General features: G+C 64.6%; 20 protein-coding genes and 1 tRNA gene. 8 read left to right on the top strand and 13 right to left on the bottom strand.

What is annotated here, in order from left to right:
• The first annotated feature begins 3 nt into the window (after positions 1-3).
• From ACAG21_RS07210 to ACAG21_RS07200, 3 genes are read left to right on the top strand one after another with little or no spacing between them, the layout of a single operon-like run.
• Entirely contained in the window at positions 4-1,431 is a 1,428-nt protein-coding gene (locus tag ACAG21_RS07210; RefSeq protein WP_370495264.1) for an NHL repeat-containing protein, read from the top strand.
• The gene (locus ACAG21_RS07205; protein ID WP_370495263.1) at positions 1,431-2,321 is read left to right on the top strand and encodes an NHL repeat-containing protein; all 891 of its coding nucleotides are present in this window, start codon (positions 1,431-1,433) and stop codon (positions 2,319-2,321) included. Before ACAG21_RS07210 ends, ACAG21_RS07205 begins: the two co-directional genes overlap by 1 nt.
• A complete protein-coding gene (locus tag ACAG21_RS07200) occupies positions 2,321-3,061 on the top strand; it encodes an esterase (protein ID WP_370495262.1) in 741 nt (246 codons plus the stop codon). The genes ACAG21_RS07205 and ACAG21_RS07200 overlap by 1 nt, the downstream gene beginning before the upstream one ends.
• A 25-nt stretch (positions 3,062-3,086) precedes the next feature.
• On the opposite strand, the gene pstS is transcribed toward ACAG21_RS07200, so the two are convergent.
• The 3 genes from pstS to ACAG21_RS07185 all read right to left on the bottom strand — a co-directional run bounded on the left by pstS (position 3,087) and on the right by ACAG21_RS07185 (position 5,249).
• Positions 3,087-4,202 (bottom strand): phosphate ABC transporter substrate-binding protein PstS, encoded by a 1,116-nt coding sequence (gene pstS / locus ACAG21_RS07195; protein WP_370495261.1) that lies wholly within the window; start codon positions 4,200-4,202, stop codon positions 3,087-3,089.
• A 188-nt stretch (positions 4,203-4,390) separates the two neighbouring features.
• Entirely contained in the window at positions 4,391-4,933 is a 543-nt protein-coding gene (locus ACAG21_RS07190; RefSeq protein ID WP_370495484.1) for a hypothetical protein, read from the bottom strand.
• Positions 4,934-5,042: 109 nt separating this feature from the next.
• Positions 5,043-5,249 (bottom strand): hypothetical protein, encoded by a 207-nt coding sequence (locus ACAG21_RS07185; protein WP_370495260.1) that lies wholly within the window; start codon positions 5,247-5,249, stop codon positions 5,043-5,045.
• Positions 5,250-5,482: 233 nt separating this feature from the next.
• Here ACAG21_RS07185 and ACAG21_RS07180 point away from each other — a divergent pair, with 233 nt between their 5' ends.
• Positions 5,483-6,751: a sensor histidine kinase gene (locus ACAG21_RS07180; RefSeq protein WP_370495259.1), complete on the top strand. Its 1,269-nt coding sequence runs from the start codon at positions 5,483-5,485 to the stop codon at positions 6,749-6,751.
• 88 nt (positions 6,752-6,839) lie between these two features.
• Here the strand turns inward: ACAG21_RS07180 and ACAG21_RS07175 are convergent, their stop codons facing one another.
• Positions 6,840-8,078, bottom strand: a complete 1,239-nt coding sequence (locus tag ACAG21_RS07175; RefSeq protein ID WP_370495258.1) for a hypothetical protein — start codon at positions 8,076-8,078, stop codon at positions 6,840-6,842.
• Between the two features lie 346 nt (positions 8,079-8,424).
• On the opposite strand from ACAG21_RS07175, the gene ACAG21_RS07170 reads away from it, so the two are divergent.
• Positions 8,425-8,598, top strand: coding sequence for a hypothetical protein (locus tag ACAG21_RS07170; RefSeq protein WP_370495257.1), 174 nt, complete (start codon positions 8,425-8,427; stop codon positions 8,596-8,598).
• 59 nt (positions 8,599-8,657) lie between these two features.
• Here ACAG21_RS07170 and ACAG21_RS07165 read toward each other — a convergent pair whose 3' ends face one another.
• From ACAG21_RS07165 to ACAG21_RS07125, 9 genes are all read right to left on the bottom strand, one after another.
• Positions 8,658-11,591: an RND family transporter gene (locus tag ACAG21_RS07165; RefSeq protein ID WP_370495256.1), complete on the bottom strand. Its 2,934-nt coding sequence runs from the start codon at positions 11,589-11,591 to the stop codon at positions 8,658-8,660.
• On the bottom strand, positions 11,588-12,133 hold the full coding sequence (locus ACAG21_RS07160; protein WP_370495255.1) for an MmpS family transport accessory protein: 546 nt from the start codon (positions 12,131-12,133) through the stop codon (positions 11,588-11,590). The genes ACAG21_RS07165 and ACAG21_RS07160 overlap by 4 nt, the downstream gene beginning before the upstream one ends.
• Positions 12,134-12,341: 208 nt before the next feature.
• Positions 12,342-14,528 carry an arylsulfatase gene (locus ACAG21_RS07155; protein ID WP_370495254.1) on the bottom strand — a complete coding sequence of 729 codons (2,187 nt, stop codon included), beginning with the start codon at positions 14,526-14,528 and terminating at the stop codon, positions 12,342-12,344.
• Positions 14,529-14,699: 171 nt separating this feature from the next.
• Positions 14,700-16,160: a hypothetical protein gene (locus tag ACAG21_RS07150; protein WP_370495253.1), complete on the bottom strand. Its 1,461-nt coding sequence runs from the start codon at positions 16,158-16,160 to the stop codon at positions 14,700-14,702.
• A gap of 151 nt (positions 16,161-16,311) precedes the next feature.
• A tRNA-Ile gene (locus ACAG21_RS07145) sits at positions 16,312-16,385 on the bottom strand.
• Between the two features lie 58 nt (positions 16,386-16,443).
• Positions 16,444-16,659, bottom strand: coding sequence for a DUF3072 domain-containing protein (locus ACAG21_RS07140; RefSeq protein ID WP_370495252.1), 216 nt, complete (start codon positions 16,657-16,659; stop codon positions 16,444-16,446).
• A 38-nt stretch (positions 16,660-16,697) separates the two neighbouring features.
• Positions 16,698-17,555, bottom strand: coding sequence for a carboxymuconolactone decarboxylase family protein (locus tag ACAG21_RS07135; RefSeq protein WP_370495251.1), 858 nt, complete (start codon positions 17,553-17,555; stop codon positions 16,698-16,700).
• Between the two features lie 16 nt (positions 17,556-17,571).
• The gene (locus ACAG21_RS07130; RefSeq protein WP_370495250.1) at positions 17,572-18,945 is read right to left on the bottom strand and encodes a metallopeptidase TldD-related protein; all 1,374 of its coding nucleotides are present in this window, start codon (positions 18,943-18,945) and stop codon (positions 17,572-17,574) included.
• Entirely contained in the window at positions 18,942-20,459 is a 1,518-nt protein-coding gene (locus ACAG21_RS07125) for a TldD/PmbA family protein (RefSeq protein WP_370495249.1), read from the bottom strand. Before ACAG21_RS07125 ends, ACAG21_RS07130 begins: the two co-directional genes overlap by 4 nt.
• A gap of 60 nt (positions 20,460-20,519) precedes the next feature.
• On the opposite strand from ACAG21_RS07125, the gene ACAG21_RS07120 reads away from it, so the two are divergent.
• From ACAG21_RS07120 to ACAG21_RS07110, 3 genes are read left to right on the top strand one after another with little or no spacing between them, the layout of a single operon-like run.
• Positions 20,520-21,395 carry a carbohydrate ABC transporter permease gene (locus ACAG21_RS07120; protein WP_370495248.1) on the top strand — a complete coding sequence of 292 codons (876 nt, stop codon included), beginning with the start codon at positions 20,520-20,522 and terminating at the stop codon, positions 21,393-21,395.
• Positions 21,382-22,206, top strand: a complete 825-nt coding sequence (locus ACAG21_RS07115) for a carbohydrate ABC transporter permease (RefSeq protein WP_370495247.1) — start codon at positions 21,382-21,384, stop codon at positions 22,204-22,206. Before ACAG21_RS07120 ends, ACAG21_RS07115 begins: the two co-directional genes overlap by 14 nt.
• A complete protein-coding gene (locus ACAG21_RS07110) occupies positions 22,203-23,540 on the top strand; it encodes a sugar ABC transporter substrate-binding protein (RefSeq protein ID WP_370495246.1) in 1,338 nt (445 codons plus the stop codon). Before ACAG21_RS07115 ends, ACAG21_RS07110 begins: the two co-directional genes overlap by 4 nt.
• Positions 23,541-23,580 lie beyond the last annotated feature (40 nt).

Genomic DNA, 23,580 nt, shown 5'->3' with positions numbered 1-23,580 from the left:
GACATGACGAAAACTGTTCGCCACCAACGGATTAGACGGATCGCGTTGACGACCATCGCAGCCGTGATCTGCCTGGCCGCATGCTCGACACGCACTGCGCCGCAGACGATTTCGAGTACCCCGGCGACCGGTCAACCCAGCAGTTGCGAGGTCAACCCCTCGTCGGCACCGATGCCGAGTGCCGAACCCCTGCGACCGGTGCCGGCGGTGGGCAGGATCTCTGTCGCGCTGACCGGCATCGCATCGGGCATCGTCAAGCCGGGCGAGGGGCCCGCGGAGGTCGACGTGACGCTGTGCAACAACTCGCCGGTCGACTACCCGAAGGTCGGTGTCGTGCTGGTGCTCGAGCGCTGCAGCTGCGCCATCTCGCCGATGGGGCTCCCTAGCGGCACGGTCGAGCGCTTCGACCCGGCCACCGGATCCTGGGTCAAGGTCGAGCACCCGGTCATCACCACGGGCATGGATTACCTCGGCACCTTCGCGAACGTCCAGGCATTACCCAAGGGCAAGGCCGTCACACTGCGGTATCGCGTTGCGCTCGGCCATTCGATGACCGCCGGCAAGGGCGGCGTGGAAGCGACGGTCGTCACGCCGGATCCCCTTGTCCAGATTGGGAAAGCGAGCCTGCCCTTCACCGTCTTGAAGGACTCGACCACTCCGCCGCCTGCCCCCATACCGGCCGGCAGACAAACGCTGCTGCCCTTCCCGGGTCTCACCTACCCGCGCAACATCGCGGCGGACGCGCAGGGCAACGTCTACGTCGCCGACTCGTGGAACGACCGCGTGCTGAAGTTGGCGACCGGGTCAAGCGCCCCGACGGTGTTGCCGTTCAACGGTCTCAAAAAACCCGGCGGTGTGGCGATAGACGGCGCCGGTGATGTGTTCGTCGCCGATGCGGACGCCAACCGGGTCCTAGAGCTAACGGCCGGATCCAACCAACAGACGGTGCTGCCCTTCATCGGCCTGGACAATCCCGGTGATGTGGCGGTGGACGGCCACGGCAATGTCTACGTCACCGACAACAAGCGGCGAGTCATCAAGCTGGCGACCGGATCCAACGAACAGACCGTGCTCCCCTTCACCGGCCTGACGTGGCCCGGCGGCTTGGCGGTAGACGGCGCGGAGACCGTTTTCCTCTTCGACCCCAGCAACAAGCGGGTTCTCAAGCTGCCGAGCGGCTCCGAACACCAGATCGTGATCTCCGTCGGTAGCCAGGGCGGCTCCATTGCGGTGGACTCTTCGGGTGCGGTATATCTCGCCGACACCGAGAACAAGCGAGTGCTGAAGTTGCCCGCCGGAGCCAAGGACTGGGCCGAGCTGCCGTTCACCGGTCTCAACGGACCCAACGCGGTAGCGGTCGATGGCGCCGGCAATGTGTACGTCCTCGACCGCAGCGGCTTCGGCCAGGTCGTCAAGTTGGCGGCGGGCTGATGCGCGGCCTGGTCGCCCTGGTCGTGGCGGTCGCAATCGCCGCGGCGGCAGCGACGGCGGGGTGTTCCACTACCGGCCCCGGCGTGCCGGCCGCCGCGCCGTCGATGAGCACTACCCAAGCACCGCAACCCAAAACCTATGCGCCCCAAGTGGTACTGCCGTTCGGGGAATTGATCAACCATCCCGCCGGCGTGGTCGTGGACGCCGCGGACAATGTGTACGTGCTCGACTCACACTACGGCCAGGTCTGGGAGATGGCGGCGGGCACCAGCAGCCCGAAGCCGCTGCCATTCACCGGCCTTGGCCGAGCTGTCGATGCCGCGGTGGACACGGCGGGCAACCTGTATATCGCCGACGACGACAAGCATCGGGTGCTGAAGTTGACACCCGGGACCGCGAGCCCGACCGTGCTGCCGTTCATCGACCTCAATGTGATCGCCGGCGTCGCGGTCGACAACGTGGGCAATGTCTACGTCAGCGACTCGGGCAGCAGGCGGGTACTGCGGCTCGCGCCCGGTTCTGCTAGCCCGACGGTGTTGCCGCTCAACGACATTGCCCCCGATGGCGTTGCGGTGGACGGCAGCGACAACGTTTACGTCGTCGACTCGGGCGGCAAGCGGGTAGTGAAGCTGGCACCCGGCGCGGCCACCCCGACGGTCCTGGGGTTCGGCGACCTCCAGCGGCCCACCGACGTGGCGGTCGACGGTGGCGGCAATGTCTACGTCATCGATACCAACCGGGTGTTGCGGTTGGATCGGGGGGCGATCGGTCCAATGGTGTTGCCGTTCAACGACCTCAAAGACCCGTCCAGCCTGGCTGTCGGCACCACGGGCAATGTGTACGTCAACGACGGCCTGCACTTCCGCATCCTCGAACTGCCGGCCCGGTGATGGCGATGTCGTATCGGCGCGCGCTGATCGCCGTCGTGGTCGCGGCCATGCTTGTGAGCGCTGGGTGCGGCACGTCACGAGTCACCCCACAGACCACCTCCATGCCGTCGACCACATCGGTTGTGGTGCAAGGGCAATCGACGTGCTCGGAGTTGCACGGAACCATTGGCGCCGACCGGAGCTGCCATGTCCACACTGCGACCTCGGGCTACACGATCGAGATGGGTTTCCCTGTTGACTACCCGGACATGTCGGCGGTGACCGACTTCCTGAAGCGTGACCGCGACGAATTCCTGGACTGGGTCGCAAAATTCGGGCCGTCGGACAAACGTGGCCGGCCATACGAGTACAGCGTGACCGCGACGGCGTTCCGTTCGGGCCCAGCGGACTCAGGCACCCGAAGCCTGGTGCTTAAAATCGACAACGACACTGGTTTCGCGCACGAAGGCCACCCCAACACCACATTCCGGTCGTTCAACTTCGACCTCGCCAAGCAGGTTCCGATCACATTCGACACGCTGTTCAAGCCAGGGACGAAACCTCTGGAGGTGCTCAACCCGCTCGTCGCGCGCCAATTCAACGCGCCGACAGCCGATCTCGACGAGACGATATACCAAAACTTCGCGATGACGAACGAAGCGGTCATCTTCTTCTTCGGTCAAGACCAACTGGTGCAGGACAACGGCGGGCCACACCACATCACGGTGCCCCGGTCCGAACTGGCCTCGCTACTTGCCTAGCCGGAGCGTCGTCGGAGTCCGCCGGCTAGCTGCTGATGGTCGCGATCTGGGCGTCAGACAGCTTCGCCACGGCTCCCGGCAGCGGCTGAGCGTAGAGGTGCGGCCGGCGCAGGTACCTTGGGGAACTCCCCGCGGTGACCGCCCAGTGCAGGAAAGCCCGGATCGTCTGCGCGACAGCGGGATCCTTCTGCTTGCTGTAGACCACCGCGTATTCGTAACCGACGATCGGGTATCCGTCCGGGACGGGTCCGTTGACCAGTGATATGGCCTGGTTGGCTGGGGTCTGCGAGACGAAGCCCGACGCCGCGGTGTCAACGCTTTCAGCGTTCGCTAGCACGAAATTGCCTGACGCATTGCCCAACTGGGCGTCACCGAGTCCCTTCTCGACAGCGCCGTCGTAGTATCGGGTGCCGATGTAGGCCACGCAGCCAGGAGACTTTACACAGCCACCCAACATGCCTGATTGGCCCGCGGCGCCTACGGCGTTCGGCACCGCGGGAAAGCTGACGGTGGTGCCGGATCCGGGCGACTTGCCCCAGCCGTCGGGGTCTTGCTTGGCCAAGTACTGGGTGAAAAGGAATGTGTCGCTGCTCTGATCGTCGGAGCGGTGTAGCGGGACTACCGGGATGGCGGGCAGTTTCACCTCAGGGTTGATCGCGGCGATCTGCGGGTCATCCCAGGATCTGATTGTTCCCTGGTACATGGCCGCCAGTACTTTGCCGTCGAGTTTGAGGTGCCCGGTGACACCGGGCAGGTTGTAGTGCACGTGCACCGAGGAAACCGCCATCGCGATGTTCATCAGGCCCTGGTGCGCGGCGATGTCCGCGTCGGACAGGTAGGCGTCGGAGGCGCCGATGTTGACTGCGCCCGCAGCCGCTTGGGCGATCCCGACGCCGGATAGAGCGCTCTCGGTATTGATCGTGACGTTGGGGTATCTCGAGTGAAAGACGCCGGCCCACGAGCTCATCAGGGGGTACAGATTGTTGGAACCGGTCTCCGACAAGGTCACGTCCGACGTGGGCGGCGCGGTGGCCAGATTGCCGGAGGTGGCCCTGGTGCTGCCTGAACCGCCTGTCGAGTTCGAACCGCATGCCGCCGCGACCAGCATCGCCGCCGCGGCAATCAGCACACGAACCTTCATCCATCCTCCCCGCGCTTCCCCGGTGTGCGACTGCCTTCGATCCCACCGAGCCAGCGAACATTATCGCTTTGGTTCAGGCTTGGGTGGCAGAAATGAGCCAATTAGTCGTGAGTATGGTGGCCCGAGCCAATGTGTTTGTGCGTCAACGCTTCACCGACACCCGCATATGGGAGTCAGCGGGGTTGACGCTAGGTGTGCACTTTCCAGCCGGCCAATGGAGTCGGTGCCGCTGGAGCGTTGGGATCGTTGAACTCGACATAAAAATCGCCCTGTTTCACATTGCTGTCGTAGGCGATGAAGCCGTGGGCAGTTTGGCCGTTGGTAACGGTGCCCGAACGCAGCGGCGGGGTCTTGCCGATTGTCTGGTAATCGACCATGGACGAGCCGCCCTGGATATCCCGATAGGGGTCTTGCCGCCACGGGGTCGAGGCGGCGGTGATGGACCTCTCGCCGTAGCTGAAGGGCGCATCGGACTTACCGACGATGGTGAGTTCGATGACATTGCAGCCTCCCCCGCCGAGGCTGGTGCAGCCCGACGAAACCCAGGTCGCGTTGTTGAGCGTGACGTCGGCGGTCGCGGTGCTGTACTCCGTGACATGGATGGTCGTGCCGGACTTGCCGGTCGGAAACGGCGACTGCTGGGTCGTCGGGTCGGCGTTGCCGACGGGCGCCGTCGCGCATGCCGTTATCGCCAGCACTGTCGTAAGCGCTGCGCTGATGGGCGAAGGTATGGCCACCAGCAGACGATAGCGCGCTTTGGACGTGGCTTTTTCTCGTGCCGGTCGGCCGGCCCCCATGCCGGGAGGTATGTCGAATCGCGGGCAGGCCTTGCGGACCCTACTATTCGGCTAGCGCGGTGCTACGGCTGGTGTCACCGCTGGAACCCGGGGCGGCAATACCGTCGTCTTCGACGAAAAGGAATCCCAGTATGAAGACGAGAGTATTGATGGCCACCGTCGGCGCCGCATCGGCAGCCTTGGCCGCTGGTGTGGTGTGGACGGCATCTCCTGCTTCGGCCGGCACCCCGTATTGCGATTCGCTTGGCAACCCGCAGCAAGCTCATGAGTGCAACTGCGGCTTCGACTTCGCGCCGGCTAGTCCTGAGTTTCAGGATTGCATGCGTGGAACGGCGGCTGCGCCCGCTGCCCCGCGTCCTTAACCTTCCGGCCCCACCCCCGAGCTGGGGCCTTGGCCGGCGCCCAATCCGTTTGCCGCAGAGTCCATTTTTGCCGGTAGTCGGCGGTTATGATCTCGCCATCGCGAGACGACAGGAGCCGTCCATGCCCGGAGATCAGCAGCGTGTGGTCGACCAGCGCGCCCAACAGGTTGTACCGGACGTCGGGCGGACGTTGTGGCTAGGCACTTTGCTGCAGTTTGGACTGCGCTCGGTGCTGATCGTCTTAGTCGTCGCGACGTTGTTGCTGGAGCCGCCGGACCATTACGAGTGGGTCTGTGTGTCCATCCCGGTGCTGTACATGGTCGTCCTCGGATGCTGGACGGCGTGGGCGCTGCGACGTCGGGCGCCCGCGACAACGTCCACCAGGACGGTGGTACCGCTGCTCATGCTGACCGCCGACGTCACGATGGTTTCTGTCCTGTCGATACTCGCCGGCGTGACGTCGCCGCAGGACTGGACATCGGACGTGATGAGGAATGGCTTCTTCCTGATTCCTTTGATCGCGGCGGCGCAGCTGGATCCCAAGATCAGTGCGGCCGTGGCGATTCCGACTCTGTCTGTATTCGTTCTGACATGCTGGATCACGAGGTCGGCCAACCAGGAGCCATGGGCGTCGATCCTGCTGAGTTCCTTCGTCTTGGCCGCGCTGGCCGGCGGGTCGGTTGTCCTGTCGTTCATCCAGCGGTCCAGAGTGGACATGATCGCAGACTTGGCGCGGCAACGGCGCCAGCTGCTAGAAGAGTTGCTGGAAGTGGAAAGGCATGAGCGGCAGGCAATTTCAGAACGTCTGCACGATGGCGCCCTGCAGTACATCCTGGTGGCGCGCCACGACATCGAGGATGTGCGCGAAGGTTCGGCCGATGCCGCGGACCGGGTCGCATCCGCGCTCGCCGAATGTTCGGGCTTGCTGCGCGACGTGGTACGTGAACTGCACCCAGACGTTCTCGTGCGCATGGGATTGAAATCAGCGCTGTCCGCACTCGCGGAAAGTCTTGGTTCCCGCGCGGGGCTCACCGTCGAATTTGACGCGTCGAGTTGGCCCGACGGCCTGCGCACCGAGGCCGACGACGTGTTGTACAACGCCGCGCGTGAGGCGTCGAACAATGTCATCAAACATGCACGGGCGCAAAATGTTCGGATCGAGTTACAACACTGCGATGGGTTAGCCTCGCTGCGTGTCGCCGACGACGGAGTGGGCATCACGGAGGCGGCCATGGCGCGAAAGGCTGACGAAGGTCACATCGGCATGACCTCGATGCGCGCGAGAGTGCTCGCGTCGGGCGGACAGTTCGACGTGCGCTCGACATCCCCCGGGACCGAACTCGCCATCTCCGTACCGCTGCGGACGGCACGGCATCTCACGGCGGCGTGATCGGCCGATGGTGACGTGAGGGCAAGTCACCCCTTTGCAGATCGACTGACAGCCCTGGTGTGCTAACACATCGATTTGCACACTGCGCTCAGGCCGTATCTCTTGTGGACGCGGGTGCTATTGCCTCCAGGATTGAGTTTGCACGTTGGTCGACGTACCGCGTAACTGCCTGCTGGGCCGCTCCGAACACCACGGCGACCAGCAGGAGTGCCGGCCATGTCTTCGGCACCACTGAGTGCTGCGTGTCAAAACTGAGTATTGCGATGCCGATTACCGCAACGAGTTGGCCGAACACGATTTTGAGCATTGCCTGTTGGTAGGGCAAGTTGAATGCGCTGAAATCCGACGGAATCTTGGCCATCGCTGGGATGGTCGTAAACAAAGCGCCCACACTGCCGAAAATCATGACGGTGATGAGGAACGCCCAGGCCGGGCCATGCCAGTCGGCCGGCGGGTATAGCAACCGGGCATTGTCGCCGAGGCGCCACTGGACAATGACGAGTACGACCGCGAACAAGAGGCTGACGACGGAGGCGATCAGGAGCCGGTTCCGGAAGTAACGCGCCTCCTGGTTGGTACGGTCAGACGCGGCCTGCGTTGCACGCATGACCTCTACGATGGCCGGGCGCAGCTGCTCCGGTGTTGCATCAGCCTGTACCCGCAAAGTCTCGAGATGTTGTAGCCGCTTGTCGCCATCCCGCAGATAGCGGCGTCCGCGTTCCGCGGCGAAGTTCGCTCGAGCCGCGACGTCCTCGTTGGGGAGGATTTCGACGAGGCGTTGTCCAACCTCATGGAGGTTCCTCCATGCACGTTCGATCTCCGTGCCGAACCACCACTTCCGGAAGTTTACTCTCGCCCTTGATGCGCGGCTGGCGTCTTCGAGGAGCGCGTAAAGAAGCACGCGCTCACGTTTGCGGTCTTGATTCGGGTTGAGGCGCAATAGATCGCCGAGGAGCATGATTCGCGTTCGTTGAACGTCTTGCCGCCAAGGCGCGCTCAGATGTGACCAGTTTTGGTGCAGGTACAGCCTGAACCCAATCCATTTAACAGGAGGGGTCGGCCCCCCAGCCTGGGCCGTGGAAGTGCCACTAAATCGGTTCCATGCACGCCGGAAGCAGCAACTCTTGGCATGCCCATCCGCATCAGGATCTGCCGGATCTGTTGCGACAGGCTCGATCTCGGGCAATGGTTCGGTTTCTACACCTGCGGACTCCGACTCCTCGGTCGCAGCCGTTTCGGTCTGATCGGGATCGTCGTTGTCGGCGCGGCCATTACCTTGAACGCCGTGCTCAACACGCAGCGGAATTTCGGTGTCTGACTCGGCCATAGTCGCCTCCATTGGCGATGCCCCTTCTCGGGACTCTGAGCGAAATATGGATGAAAGTATATTGCGACACATGCGAGGGTGAAAACATTTTAGTGAATAACGCCCAAACGGTGAAAAATCTTCAATGTCCGGCGTTCAAAGAAGAGTGACCAGGGACAGATACAAAGAGGGTCACTCCCCTAGCGAATAGCCCCTCTTCTTGTTTCGCGGCCGGCCGCAGCGGCATAGCTGGTATGCCCACCATCGCCGCGTTGGCCCGCTTGGACCCGACCACGCTTCACCGAACAAGCGCGCACTGCTCACCGGCTCGAGTGGCGAGCAAAAAACGTACTCGGATGACACGTCTTTGGGCACCCTCGACCAGGCGACGCCGCCGACGGCGTTCACCACGGCCGAGTCGGCGGCGCTGACTCAATACGGCGGATACTCCCCGAAGCTGTTGCCGCAAATAGGCGTTCCCGTCAGAGCAACCGTGATCGACAAGATGTCGGACCATGTCGGCCCGCAGTGCGATGGTTGACAGCCCAGGACGGGCTACGTTCCCAGCTCCCAGCTCGAATCAGGTTGTCGACAAAGCTTTTAGCGCTTTGTGACCAGTCCGCCCGGCGGCGTTTCGTCGACATCCTTGAGGATCAGCTCGCGCACGGCGGGACGCGGCCCGTACGGGCGCAGCATGGTGCTGGCCGGCCGCGGACGCACGTGCTGCGGCCACCAGAACCAGCGCCCGAGCAAGGTGGCCAGCGCCGGCGTCATGAATGACCGCACGATCAAGGTGTCGAACAACAGACCCAGCGCGATCGTCGTACCCACCTGGGCCATCACCCGCAGGGGGCTGAAGGCGAACGTGGCCATGGTAGCGGCGAATACCAGACCGGCGGCAGTCACGACCGAGCCCGAACCGGCAACCGCGCGGATCGTCCCCGTCTTGAGTCCGGCGCCGATTTCCTCCTTGAACCGCGAAATCAGCAGCAGGTTGTAGTCCGAGCCGACCGCCAGCAGCAGGATGACCGCCATCGCCAGCACCATCCAGTGCAGCTTGATCCCCAGGATGTACTGCCATAGCAGCACGGAGAGTCCGAACGAGGCGCCCAGCGACAGCAACACCGTGCCGACGATCACGAAAGCCGCTACGACGCTTCGGGTGATCACCAGCATGATGATGAAAATCAGTGTGGCTGCGGAGATTCCGGCGATCAACAGGTCGATGTTCGAGCCGTCGTGCATGTCCTTATACGTCGCGGCGGTACCGCCGAGGTAGACGTGGGCACCCTCCCAGGGCGTGCCCTTGATCGCCTCGTGCACGGCCTGCTTGATTGGCCCGATGTGGCTGACGCCTTCAGGGGTCGCGGGGTCGCCCTCATGCGAGATGATCAACCGGACAGAGTGCCCGTCCGGCGAGATGAACTGTTTGAGACCCCTCGCGAAGTCGGGGCTCTTGAACGCCTCCGGCGGAAGGTAGAACGTGTCGTCGTTCTTGGATTTGTCGAAGGCATCGCCCTGCGCGGTAGCGTTGTCCGCCTGGGCTTTCGCCTGGTCGTTGAGACCCTTTGTGATCGCGTAGTTCGACATGATGGTGTCGAGGTTGTGCTGTTGGCTCTCGATCTGCGGCGGTATCAGTGCCACCAACTTCGGCTGAATCTGGTCCAGCTTGTCGAGATTCGCGCTGAGGTTCACGATGTTCTCGGCGACCTGGTCGATGCCGTCGAGCGCGTTGAAGACCGAACGGATTGCCCAGCAGACCGGGATGTCGTAACAGTGCTTCTCCCAGTAGAAGTAGCTCCGGATCGGGCGCAGGAAATCGTCGAAGTTCGCGATGTCGTCGCGCAACTTCTCGGTGATCTGCACGGTTTGCTTGGTGAGCCTGGTGGTTTCGTGCGTGGTGTTGCTCAGATCCTGGGTGACCTGCATCTGCTCATGCAACGTCGCCATCGTCTTCTTGAGCTCTTCGGCCTGGTTCAGCAGGTTGCCCGCCTGCTCTTCCTGATAGTGCTGCGTCTGCAGCCGGCCTGCGGCTTGCGCGCCCATCTGGAAACCGAGGGTGCTGTGGTCGAGCGGGGTGCCCAACGGCCGGGTGATGGTCTGGACTCGGCCGATGCCGGGGATATGGAAGACGGCCTTGGCGACCTTGTCCAGGATGATGAAGTCGGCCGGGTTACGCAGGTCGTGATCGGTCGAGATCATCAACAGCTCGGGATTGAGCCGAGCCTGGTCGAAGTGCCGGTCGGCGGCCGCATATCCGACATTGGCCGGGGTGTCTTCCGGTAGAAAGTGACGGGTGTCGTAGTCCGTCTTGTAGCCGGGCAGAGCGAGCAGGCCGACCAATGCGGCGGCGATGGTCACCGCGAGAATCGGTGCGGGCCAGCGGACGATGGCGGTGCCGATGCGTCGCCAGCCCCGGGTCTGCAGCTTTCGCTTCGGGTCCAGCAGCTTGAAGAACGTCGCCACGGTCAGGATCGCCGGGGCCAAAGTCAAGGCCGCGAGGACCGCCACCAGCATGCCGACCGCGCAGGGTATGCCGAGGGAGGAAAAATAGGGCAGCCGGCAGAAGCTCAGGCAATACATCGCGCCGGCGATGGTGAGCCCCGATCCCAACACGACGTGCGCCGTGCTGTGGAACATCGTGTAGAACGCCTGGGTGCGGTCTTCGCCCTGACCGCGGGCCTCGTGATAGCGGCCGACCACAAAGATCGCGTAGTCCGTTCCGGCGGCGATCGCCATCAGCACGAGCATGTTGTTGGCGAACGTCGAAAGCCCCATGATGCCGTAGTTGCCGAGCGTCGCGACGACACCGCGGGCCGCGGCCAATTCGATGAAGACCATGACCAGCATGATCAGCATGGTGACCACCGACCGATAGACCCACAGCAGCATCACGATAATCACCAGGAAGGTGATCATGGTGACTGTCGCGACGCCCTTCTCACCCGCGTGCGACTGATCGGCAAATAGCGGACCCGCCCCGGTGACATAGGCCTTGATCCCCGGCGGCGCGGGCACCGATTCGACGATCTTGCGGACGGCGTCCGTGGATTCGCCAGACTGGGCGCTGCCCATATTGCCGGCGAGGTAGACCTGGACGTACGCGGCCTTTTGATCGTGACTCTGGGAGCCCGCGGCGGTCAGCGGGTCGCTCCAAAAGTCCTGGATATGCTCAACATGTTTCTTGTCCTGCTCGAGTCGCTTGACGATCTCGTCGTAGTAGCGGTGAGCCTCCGCCCCCAGCGGCTTGTCGCCCTCCAGCAGGATCATCGCCGAGCTGTCGGTATCGAACTCCTTGAACGTCGATCCGACGTGCATCATCGACTGGAACGACACGGCGTCCCTGGGGCTCTGCGACACCGATTGGCGCTTGGAGACGACCTCGAGCTGCGGGGAAATCGTGTTGGTGACGAAGACGATGCCCAACCACACCAGGACGATCGGCAGCGCAAGCCGATGGATCATCCGCGGCAGGAACGGCGGGATCAGTGGCTGATCGACGCGGGGCGCGGGTGCCTCGGTGGTCTCGCTCATGCGGACTTGTCCAGGCAGTAGACCATGGCATTGACGTTTTCGTTGGCGGGCGATCGGTTAGCACCCTTGATCACTGCACCGCGCCCGTCGTGGTTGTCCACGACGAATTGGCAGGCAATCCAACTCCCGTCTCCTTGCGCTACCAGGTTTGCCGGGATGCCGGGCTTCGTTGAACTCAAGACTGTGCTCCAGGGCAAGGTGACGTTGAGGGCCTGCTGCGGATGGGAGTTTTCATCTAGGTAGTTAATGGTCGCCGTGCTGCCCGGTGCGCCCCAGACCTGAAGCGTGATGGTCTTGGCGTTGAACTGGTCGAGGACCTCGCCCGACGTGCCGCCACCGAACGAACCGGCGTGGACCCCGAAGACTCCGTGCAGTCGGTAGACCATGAAACCCGAGAGAGCGACGACGGCCGTAATGGTGAGGACGAGCCAGAACCGGCTGAACAGGCCCTTTTTCCTGGGGCGCTGTGGATCGGGCTTTTCCTCGCTGCTTGGCGGAGCCTTATGATCTCGCGACTCTGTCCATGGCTTGGTGGTCGTCATGGGCGCTTTCCTAACCAGGGACGAAGGCTACTCGGAGTGCTAGCTAAGAGTAAGCTTAGACGCTCTAACCTACACCGAGATGACCCGGGCTTCATGTTGTGACACAAGTGCTGTGACATGACAGTATCCACTGTTCGTCGGTAGCTGCGCGACCGGCCGGGCCGCCGGGAGTGGCCCCGTGAGTTCCTTAAGATATTGGCTGCGCCACTTATCGCAGCTGGATCGTCACCACATTGATGGTGCTGTTGAACGGGAACGTGCCGTCATAGCTATCGGCGGCTGGTGTCCCGCCATCGATGCCGATGTCGACTCCCTCGTCCGCGCTGAACCCAAAGGGCACCGTGCGTTCGATGCGCGCGTCACCGACGTGGCGACCGTCGAGCAGCAGATTCGCCACCCCGCCTTTGCCTAAACCGCCACCGTCGTAGTCGAATTCGATCGAGACGGTGGCTTCGCCGGCAGGCAGGATTTCCGATGCGGTGATGGTGGTGTACGTCGAGCCGAAATAGTTGTAGGTGAACTTGGGCCGCCCGTTCTGCACATAGAGCGACAGTCCCGCGAAATAGCCGCCGGCCGCGAGCAGAACGCCTTCCACGGCTGTGCCGCCCGGCGTGTCGATCGCCGCGGTGATCGAGTACGACCGGTTGAACGTGCTGCGAATGATGTCCTCGGGCATGCGAATCGCGCCTTGACTCAACGAGATGGAAGACCGCTCCCCCAGGATTGTGGGACGGGCACCGATCGCGCGGATCGGCCCGCGGTCATCAAGGGGAAAGACGTCGTTCTTCTCGGCTTCGGCTTCGAATAGTGCCTTGAGTTCGGCGAGTTTGTCCGGCTGTTCGGCGGAAAGGTCGACCGCCTGGCTGTAGTCGCGGCTCAGGTCGTAGAGCTCCCAGCGGTCATCGCTGAACTCCGGCAGCGGGCTCTTCTTCCACTGGATTTTGCCGTGGTAGGTGCACGCGATCCAATCCTCGTGATAGATCCCGCGAGTGCCTTGGATCTCGAAGTACTGCGTGCGGCGACGGTCTTCGGCATTGGCATGGTCGAACGTGTACGTCACGCTGATGCCGTCGTGGGGCCTTTGAACCACCCCGTTCACGACCGTCGGTGCCGGGATGCCGGCGGCTTCCAGGATGGTGGGGGCGATGTCGATGACGTGGTGAAACTGGGAACGCAGCCCGCCCCTGTCGGTGATGCGCTCGGGCCAGGTCACAATCATCGGGTTGCGGGTGCCGCCGAAGTGGCTGGCGAACTGCTTGGTGAACTGGAAGGGCGTGCAGGTAGCCCAGGCGAACCCGACCGGATACTCGTTACTGGCCTTCGGCCCGCCGAATTCGTCCATCTTCGACAGCACAACCGCGACATCCTCTTGGAGTCCGTTCAGTGCCACCATTTCGTTGAAGACACCATCAATTCCGCCCGCCGGCGCGGCTCCGTTGTCGCCGATGATGTAGAAGAACAGCGTGTTCTCCCATTCGGACATGTCCTTGAGCGCCGAGACAATTCGCCCGATCTCGTAATCGGTGTGGGCCAGGAATCCCGCGTAGACCTCCATGAGCCGTGATGCGATGCGCCGGCGGTCCGGCGAGATCGAGTCCCATGCGGGAATGGACTCGTGGCGAGGTGTCAACTCCGCGTCCGCGGGGATCACCCCCAGCTGTTTCTGGCGCGCGAAGATCTGCTCGCGTAGCGCGTCCCAGCCTTGGTCGAACTGACCTCGGAAGGGCTCGCTCCACTCGGGTGCGACGTGGTGCGGCGCGTGGGTCGCGCCGGGAGCCCAATAGGCGAAAAAGGGCCGGTCCGGTGAGATGGACCGCTGTCGATGAACCCACTCGATCATCCGATCGGCGAGATCGGTTGTCAGGTGGTAGTTCTCGACGTTTTCGGGACGTTCGATCGGTGTGGTCCCGTGATAGAGGCCGGGGTTGTATTGGTGCGCTTCACCGCCCATGAACCCGTAAAACTCTTCGAAACCCATGCCGGTCGGCCACCGATCGAACGGGCCGCTCGGACTCACCTCCCATACCGGGGTGTTATGCCATTTGCCGAACGCCGCGGTGCTGTAGCCGTTGAGCCGCAACGTCTCCGCGACGGTGGCGGCCGATTTCGGGATCATGCTGTTGTAGCCGTCGTATCCGGTAGCCCACTCGGTGATGTTGCCGGTGTTCACCGCATGATGGTTCCGTCCCGTGAGCAATGCAGCCCGCGTGGGCGAACACAGCGCGGTGGTGTGAAATCGGTTGTACCGCAAACCTTCCTGCGCCAACGCGTCACCGGTTGGCGATGGAACCGGACCGCCGAATGTCGCGGTGGCCCCGAACCCCACATCGTCAAGCAGCACGATGACGACGTTCGGTCCACCCTGCGGGGGCCGGATGGGGGTGATGGCGGGCATGACCGACTCGGAAATTGTCCGTCCCGCGTGGCCACCGGTCGGCGTGTCAGGGAGCGGCAGCCTGGTGCGATCGAGCTTTGTTGTCACCTCTTGCGCCATAGGACCGCACCCTATAGCTGAACCGCGACGCGTTGCCCGGTGAACGTGCTTTCACCGGCACGGGACGAACAGTCACATACTGCGCTGCCACGACCGATACACCGTCCGACCGACCGTCGCGGGATCGGGCTCCGGTGCGGTCATCGAGGCGTCGAGGCCCGAATGATCGTCGAGGCGAAGAACTTCGCGGAGATGGAACGCCACGTCGCCCTCGGCGTCGCGATCGGGGTGGTTGAAGTACTGGGTGTGCGCCGTCCCCGGGCGAAGCCGTTCGGGCCGGTTGCCGCTGACCGCGATCTCGCGGATGCCCGGTCCGAACAACGGGCGAAGCACACCGCCGAACCAGTCACCGCGGACGCTGCCTCGGCGCACCGGAAACCAGATGTTGGTCCAGCGGGTCACGGCGAACGCGGACTGCGCCCCCAGCACACCGGGCGCACCGTAGCTCGCTGGGCCGTCCCCGACAGCATCGACGGATAACGCCTCCGACCGAGGCGGGCAACTGACCACCACACCCCTGCGGGTCAGCCCGTCGAACAACTCGCGCCGCCGCCCGTCGGAGGAGCTGAGACCGCCGAGGATCGGCGGTCGGGCTACGAAAAGATCGGCCAGCGCCATCGGTGTGCCGACTGTAACGAAATCTGTTATTCGCCAGGGGTTTCCCTGCGCCCTCACGTCCTGCCACAAGCCGAACTGCATGGCCCGGAAATCGTCGAGTGCGGCCTGCGAGTCGGTGTCGGCCGCCAGCCGGTCGGCAGCTTTCTCGAGGCCGTCCAACGACGTGAGGCCACCGGGACTCTCGGCCGGTGCCGCGCGGAGTTCATGCGTTTCGTCCCACAACGTGGTTAGCGCGTCATAGGCGATATAGCCGCCGATGCCGTGTCCGACCACGACGATGCGTGCATAGCGGCCTTGGTGCAGCGTGTTCAACAGGTCGACGAGCCCACCCCGGATCGCCCGCCGGGCCGCGTGAGATTCGGGCAAGGGATCGAAGTAACGGGCGACGTTGACGAACCCGGTCGTGAGAAAGCTGCGGGTCAACGCACGCGGCGCGATGCGGAGCAAGGCCAGCCCGATGGTCACGACCACGACGCTGGTGGCAAGGCCGATAATCCATCCAGCCACCCCGGTGTGTAGGAAGTAGCCGCCCACCACAAAAAGCAGCGCCAGCACGGTGAGCGGGAAGAGCAGAGCCAGCCAGACCAGGCGCCAGATACCGAACAACTGGTCGGGCACGTGGCGGGGCCGGCGCAGGAACACCCGCGCGAGCGCGGCCATGAATCCGGCATACCGGGCGCTCGTCATCAGAAACGACCAGTCGTACTCGAAGAGTTCGACTCCAATCGACGGCGCGACGTAGCGGCGCGCCTCGTAGGAATCCGTGATCTCGATGGGATGGGAGTAGTACTCCCAACCTTCGTCGCGCGGGCGTAGCACCGTCTTGGCGAAGTCGTCGAAAATGTCCATGGGCCGGCGCTCACGCAGACCGTGCACGAAGACCACGGCGGTACGTACTGCGGTGTCGGTGCTCATCGTCCTCCCAGGACAGTGCACCGAGCAGGCTAACAGTTTGCTGAGCACTTAGTAGTGGAAGCACAACGGTGAGAACGAGCCGGACACCCCGACCTCGACCAGCGCCGCGTTCACTTCGGCGAGGTGCGCATGGCGCGTTGATAAACGGCTGTGGGGCGGGCGGGGCTCGAACCCGCGACCAACGGATTATGAGTCCGCGGCTCTAACCAACTGAGCTACCGCCCCAGGTATTCAACGGGTAAGACCTTAGCCCCAGCTCCCACTCCCGGCGATGCAGTGGTGCTTAGTCCGCGCCTCGTCCCGTCGCTTGCTGCAGCTCATCGATGAGCTCAGACGCTTGAGCTTTCGTCAGATCGTCGGGAACATCCCGGCCGGCCTCCTGAGCCAGCGTGTGCAGGTAACTGCGCTGCGGCCCGGTCATCGGTTCGTCGCCGGTCACCCATTCCGACGTGTCCTTCTCGGGAGTCTCTTGCGGTGCGGCTTGCATGTTGTTTGTCATGGACGACCGAATATCCATCGCACATGCGTTCGAAACATTCAGCTGAAGACCGTCTGCCCGTCGACGTCGAGCAGGTAGGTCTCGGTTCCTTCCGACACCCGGGGCGCATCCCCACCCAGCGACACCGCGATTTTGTTGCTGGCATTGCGCATCACATCAAGGGTGATCTCGACCGCCTCGGCCTCGGAAAACCGAGCGCGCACCTCGGCGACAACGTCGGCGTCGAGGTGCGCCGGCGTCCAAATTAACCCATCGACATACCGCAGCGCGGCTTTTGCGCGATCGTCGATCAGCTCCGACTGCTCGAACCGCCCGATGTCGTCGTACAGCGTCTCCGAGCCCCCGGCATCCAGCGCCCTGCTCTCCCGCACCGACTTACACAGCCGGCAGTTGTGCGCGGCCGCCCCGCGCAGCCGCACCAGTTCGGACGTCACCGGGTCCAGCGAACGCATCCGACCCACCGAGGGCAGGAACTCGTTGAACACCTCACCGGAGGGGTCGGTGGCGTGATCCCACTCGATCGGCCCGCTTGTCCAATCCAAAAAGCTCGAACCGACGCCCAGCGCTTCGAATCCGGCCCGCACCCGCGGCACCAGGTCAGCGATGTACATCGCCACCACGACACCAAAGGTGTTGTCCCCCAACGCCTGGAACAACCGCGTCCGCTGCTCGACGGTGATCGCCGACACGTCGGCGCTGAACTGCTCGGCGAATTCGGCGACCACGGCCTCAACGTCGGACACCGGCTCGGAAACCGAGACCTCGACCGGCAGCGGCGGCAACGACATCGTCTGCGCACACACCCGCCGCACCAGGCCCACCAGACGGCCATCGGGCGCCGCCAGCGACACCAACCGCGTCAGTTGACCATTTCGAACCGTAGCCGGAACCACCATGCCCGATACGTTACGACTACTGCGCCTGGCTCACCGAGGACATATGGAAATCCGGGATCCGCAGCGTCGGCATCGCCGCCCGGGTCGCCCAGTCGCCCCACTCGCGCGGCAAAGTCTTCTCGCTGACGCCCGCCTCGGTCGCGCGCCGCAGCAGATCCAGCGGGCTCTCGTTGAAGCGGAAGTTGTTGACCGCCGCGGTGACCTCACCATCCTCGATCAGGTACACCCCGTCGCGGGTCAGCCCGGTGAGCAACAGCGTGGTGGGATCGACCTCGCGGATGTACCACAGCGTGGTCAGCAGCAGCCCGTGCTCGGTGCCCGCGATCATGTCGGCAAGGTCCTTGTCCCCTCCAGTCATCACCAGGTTGTCCGCCGCGACGGCCACCGGAGCGTCGAATTTCGCGGCGGAGGCGCGCGGGTAGGCCAGCGCGTTGATCACCCCGTCGCGGATCCAGTCGACCTGGCTGATCTCCATGCCGTTGTCGAACACCGAGACCGTCTCCGAGGAACTGCTCGCCATCACGAACGGCGTGCACGCCAGCCCCGGCGCCATCGGATCGGAGAACAACGTCAACGGCAGATCGGTGAGCCGCTCCCCCACCCGGGTACCGCCACCCGGCGCCGAAAACGCGGTCCGCCCCTCCTGCGCGCCCCGGCCGGCCATCGACCAGCCCAGGTAGATCATCATGTCGGACACCGTCGACGGCGGCATGAGCGTCTCGTACCGTCCCGCCGGCAGCGCCACCGTGCGCTCGGCCCAGCCCAATCGCAGCGACAAGTCCTCGAGCAGCGAATCCGTCTGCACACCAACGAAATCGGGCGTCCCGACACCGGCCCAGGCGCTCGCGTCGCCGCGCTTGCCGGTGATCTCCACCGCGCCGGTCGGCTGGGTGTAACGCCGCCGCAGCCCCGTCGAGGACGCCAGGAATGTCGTCGAAACATTATGGTGCGCAAAGCCATACAGCCGGTCGGTGCCGGCGAACCCGCGGCTCAACGAAGCGGCCACATCGGCGAACACCTCGGCCCCGGTGCCGGGCACCGGCGCGTCCCAGTCGGCGGGCACCCCGGTATCGGCCAGCAGCGGTGCGGCGTCACCGGCCTCCGGCGCGGCGGCGGCCGCATCCTGGGAGGCCGCCACCAGACTCGGGATCACCCGCGGGTCCACCTCGGCGGACGTCACCGTACCCAACGACGCGCTGTCGCCCTTGCGCACGATCGAAATGACCGTGACCGTTCGGCTGTGCGAAAGCCCATTGGTGGTCATCGAATTACCGGCCCACCGCAACGTCGCTTCGACCTTCTCGGTGACCAGCACCATGGTCTCGTCGGCGCGGCCCAGTTTCGCCGCCTCGTCCAAGACAATGTTGACGACGTGTTGCGGTGTGATCATCGGCCACCCTCGGTCCGGGTGTTGAGCACGTTGACGCCCCGGAACAACGCCGACGGGCAGCCGTGGCTGACCGCGGCGACCTGCCCGGGCTGCGCCTTGCCGCAGTTGAACGCGCCGCCGAGCCGCCACGTCGACTGCCCGCCCACGGCTTCCATCGAATTCCAGAAATCGGTCGTGGTGGCCTGGTAGGCCACGTCGCGCAGCTGGCCGTCCAGCCGGCCGTCGCGGATCCGGAAGAACCGCTGTCCGGTGAACTGGAAGTTGTAGCGCTGCATATCGATTGACCACGATTTGTCGCCGACGATGTAGATGCCGTCCTGAACCCGGGCGATCAGATCGTCGGTGGAAAGGTCGTCGGGACTGGGCTGCAGCGACACGTTGGCCATCCGCTGGATGGGCACGTGATGCGGCGAGTCGGCATACGAGCAGCCGTTGGAGCGCGATTGCCCCAGCCGCGGCGCGAACACCCGGTCGAGCTGGTAGCCGACGAACATGCCGTCGCGCACCAGGTCCCAACTCTGGGCGGCCACGCCCTCGTCGTCGTAACCGATAGTGGCCAAACCGAATTCGACGGTGCGGTCGGCGGTCACGTTCATCACCGGCGAGCCGTAGCGCATGGTGCCGAGTTTGTCCGGAGTCGCGAACGACGTGCCCGCGTATGCGGCTTCGTAGCCGATGGCACGGTCGTATTCGGTTGCGTGGCCGATCGATTCGTGAATGGTCAGCCACAGGTTGGTCGGATCGATCACCAGGTCGGTGGGCCCCGCGGTCACGCTGGGCGACTTGACCTTCTCGGCCAGCAGCGCCGGCAACTGGGCGAGCTCGTCGGTCCAGTTCCACACCTCGTCGCCGGCCAGCACCTCCCAGCCGCGTCCCATCGGCGGGGCCAGCGTGCGCATCGAGTCGAAGCTGCCCGCCGCGGGATCGACCGTCACCGCCTCCAGCGACGGCATCACCCGCACCCGCTGCTGGGTGATCGCCGACCCGAAGGTGTCGGCGTAGAACGTCTGCTCCTTGACCGCGGTCAGCCCCGCCGAGACGTGGTCGATACCGTCGGCGCTCAGCAGCCGCCCGGAGTACTCCTCCAGCGCGCCGATCTTGTCGGCCGCGGGAATGTCGAACGGGTCGATCCGGTAGTTCGACACCCAGCTGGCGTCGGCGTAGACCGGCTCGGCCGCCAGCTCGACGCGCTCGGTGTTCAGCGCGGCCAGCGTGGTGGCCACGTGCACCGCGCGCCGCGCCGTGTCGGCCGCGACCGCGGGCGCCAGCTCGGCGTGCGAGGCGAACCCCCAGGTGCCGTCGACGATGACCCGCACCGCCAACCCCACCTCACGGCTGACGACCGCGGTCTCGAGTTCACCGTCGCGCAGCTGGATGATCTCGGTGTTGATGCGATGAATGCGCAGGTCCGCGTAGCTGGCCCCGGCCGTCGTGGCCGCCGACAGCGCGGCCTCGGCGAGCTCGTGTCGCGGCAAGCCGAGGAAGTCGGCATCGATCCCCCGATTCGGTGTCACGGCTCCCACCGTAACGACTGTGCACTCCAAACCCCGGCAGCGCCCGCTTTAATTAGCTGCATGGCCAGCCGGAGTCAGCCGCGATCCAGCGTGCTGGCCTATGGGCTGCTCGCGCCGAGCCTGTTCGGCGTCGTCACCTTCCTGCTGCTGCCCATCCTGGTGGTGATCTGGCTCAGTCTGTACCGGTGGGACTTGCTGGGTCCGCTGCGCTTCGTCGGCCTGGCCAACTGGCGCTCGGTGCTGACCGACTCCGGCTTCGGGCACTCGCTGTTCGTCACGGCGATCTTCATCGCGATCGTGGTCCCGACCCAGACCGTGCTGGGCTTGGCTGTCGCCTCGATGCTGGCCCGGCTGCTGCCGGGGACCGGCTTTTTCCGGACAGTGTTCGTGCTGCCGTGGATCTGCGCCCCGCTGGCGATCGCGGTGCTGTGGCGCTGGATCCTGGCGCCCACCGACGGCGCGATCGCGACCCTGCTCGGGCATAGCATCGAGTGGCTTTCCGATCCCACCTTCGCACTGCCGCTGGTGTCGGCGGTGGTCGTCTGGATGAACGTCGGCTACAACTCGCTGTCCTTCCTGGCGGGCCTGCTGGCCATTCCCAACGACATCCACGCCGCCGCGCGCACCGACGGCGCCAACGCGTGGCAGCGGTTCTGGCGCATCACCCTGCCGATGCTGCGCCCGACGATGTTCTTCGTGCTGGTAACCGGGATCGTCAGCACCGCACAGGTTTTCGACACCGTGTACGCGTTGACCGACGGCGGGCCGGGCGGCAGCACCGACCTGGTGGCCCACCGCATCTACGCCGAAGCGTTCGGTTCGGCGGCCATCGGCCGGGCCTCGGTGATGGCGGTGGTGCTGTTCGTGATCCTGATCGGCGTCACGATCGTTCAGCATCTGTACTTCCGGCGGCGGATCACCTATGACCTCGTCTAGCCGCGTCGTCAACGCGCTGATCTACGCCGGCATGATCGTCGGTGCGCTGATCACGTTGCTGCCGTTTGCACTTGGCCTACTGACCTCGTTCACCTCGGCACACCAATTCGCGACGGGCACGCCGCTGCAGCTGCCGCACCCACCCACGCTGGCCAACTACGGCGATCTGGCCGGTGCCGGATTCGGGCGGGCCGCGGCGGTGACGGCGTTGATGACGGCGGTGATCCTGGTCGGTCAGATGACCTTCTCGGTGCTGGCCGGCTACGCCTTCGCGCGCCTGGAGTTTCCCGGGCGCGACGTGTTGTTCTGGGTGTACATCGCGACGTTGATGGTGCCCGCGACGGTCACCGTGGTGCCGATGTATCTGATGTTGGCCGAAGCGGGTCTGCGCAACACGTTCTGGGCGTTGGTGCTGCCGTTCATGTTCGGCTCCCCGTACGCGATCTTCTTGCTGCGCGAGCACTTTCGCCTGATCCCCAACGACTTGGTCAACGCCGCACGCCTGGACGGCGCCAACACCCTCGACGTCATCACCCACGTCGTCGTTCCGTCCAGTCGGTCGGTGTTGGCGACGCTGACGCTGATCACCGTGGTCTCGCAATGGAACAACTTCATGTGGCCGTTGGTGATCACCAGCGGCCACAAATGGCGGGTGCTCACCGTGGCGACCGCCGAACTGCAGTCCCGCTTCAACGCGCAGTGGACGCTGGTGATGGCGGCGACCACGATCGCGATCGTCCCGCTGGCCCTGCTGTTCATCGCTTCCCAGCGACACATCGTGTCCTCGATCGTGCTCTCGGGTGTCAAGTGAGAAGGCCACGCTCCTCCACACTGGCCGCCGGCGCGCTGGGACTGGTCGCGGTGCTGTTGGCCGCCATCGCCGTGCTGCTGAACTACTCCGGCGATCCCCACGGCAACAAGATCGTTGTGCGCGTGCGAGTCTGGGGCACGCCGATCGCCGACGCCTACCGGCAGTCATTCGCGGAATTCAACCGCACGCATCCCGATATCGAGGTGCGCGTCGACCTGGTGGCCTACGCGACGTATTTCAACACGCTGCGCACCGACGTCGCGGGCGGCAGCGCCGACGACATCTTCTGGCTGTCCAACGCCTACTTCGCCGGCTACGCCGACAACGGCCGGCTACTGAACATCAGCAAAACCTTTAGCCCGGAAGCGATTTCGGAGTGGGAACCGGCGGTGGTCGACCAGTTCACCCGCAACGGCTCGCTGTGGGGCGTGCCGCAGCTGACCGACGGCGGTATCGCGGTGTACTACAACGCGGACCTGCTCGCCGCCGCGGGCATCGATCCCGGCCAGCTGAACAGCCTGCGCTGGAATCCCGACGGCGACGACACCCTGCGCCCGACCGCGGCCCGCCTCACCGTCGATGCCGGCGGAAAGACCGCGGGTACACCGGGTTTCGACCCCGGCCGGATCCGGCAGTGGGGCTACAACGCGGCCAACGACGCCCAGGCGATCTACCTCAACTACATCGGCTCGGCGGGCGGGGTGTTCCAGCGCGGTGACGAGTTCGCGTTCGACAATCCCCAAGCCGTCGCAGCCTTCCGCTACGTGGTCGGTCTGATCAACGACGACCACGTCGCGCCGCCGGCCTCGGACACCAACACCAACGGCGACTTCTCCCGCAACCAATTCCTCGCCGGCAAGATGGCGCTGTTCCAGTCCGGCACCTATAACCTGGCGGCGATCGCGCGGGACGCCCAATTCCGCTGGGGCATCGCGATGCTGCCGACCGGACCCGCAGGCCGGATCAGCGTCACCAATGGCATTGCCGCGGCTGGCAATTCGGCTACCAAGCATCCCGACGCGGTGCGTCAGGTGCTGGCCTGGATGGCCAGCAGCGAAGGCAATGCCTATCTGGGCAATCAGGGCGCGGCGATCCCCGCGGTGCGCTCGGCCCAGCAGGTGTACTTCAAGTACTGGGCGGCGCGCGGCGTCGACGTCCAGCCCTTCTTCTCCGTCCTGGCGGGCCCGCGCATCCCCGCGCCGGGTGGTCCGGGCTTCGCGGCCGGAGACGCCGCGCTGCAGAGCTATTTCGACGAGATGTTCCTCGGCCGTGGCGATGTCGCGACCACCCTCAGGCAGGCACAGGCCGCGGCCAACGCCGCCGCCCGCCGCTAGCGCCTGCGCCGGCCGTCACGCCAGCGTGACGCTCGACGGC

This window comes from Mycobacterium sp. pR1184 (assembly GCF_041287235.1).
GTDB lineage: Bacteria > Actinomycetota > Actinomycetes > Mycobacteriales > Mycobacteriaceae > Mycobacterium.
The sequence above is the reverse complement of the archived record's forward strand: the minus strand, read 5'-3'. Positions and strand labels throughout refer to the sequence as shown.